The sequence below is a fragment of the Streptomyces sp. NPDC017991 genome, from assembly GCF_044328075.1.
GTDB lineage: Bacteria > Actinomycetota > Actinomycetes > Streptomycetales > Streptomycetaceae > Streptomyces.
On record NZ_JBIRGP010000051.1, the window covers coordinates 1 to 1,728 of the forward strand.

Here is a 1,728-nt window from a genome sequence, read left to right on the forward strand (position 1 = left end):
AGGAAGGCGATGACGGCGGGGTTGGAGGAGGGGAGTTCGGTGTAGGTGCCGAGGCCGAAGGCGGGGTTCTGTTTGCGGATCTCGATCATGCGGCGGGTCCAGTGGAGCAGGCTGGAGGGGTTGCTCATGGAGGCTTCGACGTTGGTGACCTGGTAGCCGTGGACGGGGTCCATGATCGTGGGGAGGTAGAGGCGTCCGGGGTCGCAGGAGGAGAAGCCGGCGTTGCGGTCGGGGGTCCACTGCATGGGGGTGCGGACGGCGTCGCGGTCGCCGAGCCAGATGTTGTCGCCCATGCCGATCTCGTCGCCGTAGTAGAGGATCGGGCTGCCGGGCAGCGACAGGAGCAACGCGGTGAAGAGTTCGATCTGGTTGCGGTCGTTGTCGAGGAGGGTGGCGAGGCGGCGGCGGATGCCGATGTTGGCGCGCATGCGGGGGTCTTTGGCGTATTCGGCATACATGTAGTCGCGTTCTTCGTCGGTGACCATTTCGAGGGTGAGCTCGTCGTGGTTGCGCAGGAAGATGCCCCATTGGCAGCCGGAGGGGATGGCGGGGGTTTTCGCGAGGATTTCGGAGACGGGGTAGCGGGATTCGCGGCGGACGGCCATGAAGATGCGGGGCATGACGGGGAAGTGGAAGGCCATGTGGCATTCGTCGCCGCCTGCGGTGTAGTCGCCGAAGTAGTCGACGACGTCCTCGGGCCACTGGTTGGCTTCGGCGAGCAGGACGGTGTCGGGGTAGTGGGCGTCGATCTCGGCGCGTACCTGTTTGAGGACCTGGTGGGTGGCGGGGAGGTTTTCGCAGTCGGTTCCTTCTTCGGCGAAGAGGTAGGGGACGGCGTCGAGGCGGAAGCCGTCGATGCCGAGGTCGAGCCAGAAGCGCAGGGCGGAGACGATTTCTTCGACGACGGCGGGGTTTTCGAAGTTGAGGTCGGGCTGGTGGGAGAAGAAGCGGTGGAAGTAGTACTGCTTGCGGATGGGGTCGAAGGTCCAGTTGGAGGCTTCGGTGTCGACGAAGATGATGCGGGCGTCGGCGTATTGCTGGTCGTCGTCGGCCCACATGTAGTAGTCGCCGTAAGGCCCTTCCGGGTCGTTGCGGGAGGCCTGGAACCAGGGGTGCTGGTCGCTGGTGTGGTTCATGACGAAGTCGATGATGACGCGCATGCCGCGCTGGTGGGCGGCGTCGACGAATTCGACGAAGTCGGCGAGGTCGCCGAATTCGGGCAGGACGGCGGTGTAGTCGGAGACGTCGTAGCCGCCGTCGCGCAGGGGGGACTGGAAGAAGGGGGGCAGCCACAGGCAGTCGACGCCGAGCCATTGGAGGTAGTCGAGTTTGGCGGTGAGGCCTTTGAGGTCGCCGATGCCGTCGCCGTTGCTGTCCTGGAAGGAGCGGACGAGGACTTCGTAGAAGACGGCGCGTTTGAACCATTCGGGGTCCCGGTCCTTGGCGGGGGTGTCCTCGAATTTGTCTTCGACGGGTTCGTTGACGATCATGTGGGTGACCCTCCGGTGGGCGGTGAGGACGGTCGCAGGACGGTGAAGACGTGCGCGGCCCGGTGACCGGGCGTCAGGCGTACGTAGTTGGTCCTGCCCCAGGGGTAGATCTCGCCGGAGAGCTCGTCGCGCACCGGCACCGACGCGTGCCGGTCGAGGCCGAGTCGTGGCATGTCCAACGAGACCGTGGCTTCCTGGGTGTGGTGGGGGTCGAGGTTCACGACCACCAGAACCGTGT

Annotated in this window: 1 protein-coding gene and 1 pseudogene; both read right to left on the reverse strand. The window is 65.3% G+C overall.

Going from position 1 to position 1,728, the window contains the following annotated elements; translation table 11 throughout:
• Positions 1-1,490: maltose alpha-D-glucosyltransferase (treS, locus tag ACH4DZ_RS45015; RefSeq protein ID WP_398295617.1), on the reverse strand; the 1,490-nt coding region annotated here is incomplete at its 3' end.
• Positions 1,487-1,728: pseudogene (locus ACH4DZ_RS45020) on the reverse strand (alpha-1,4-glucan--maltose-1-phosphate maltosyltransferase); the annotation flags it as partial. The pseudogene ACH4DZ_RS45020 and the gene treS, both read right to left, overlap by 4 nt.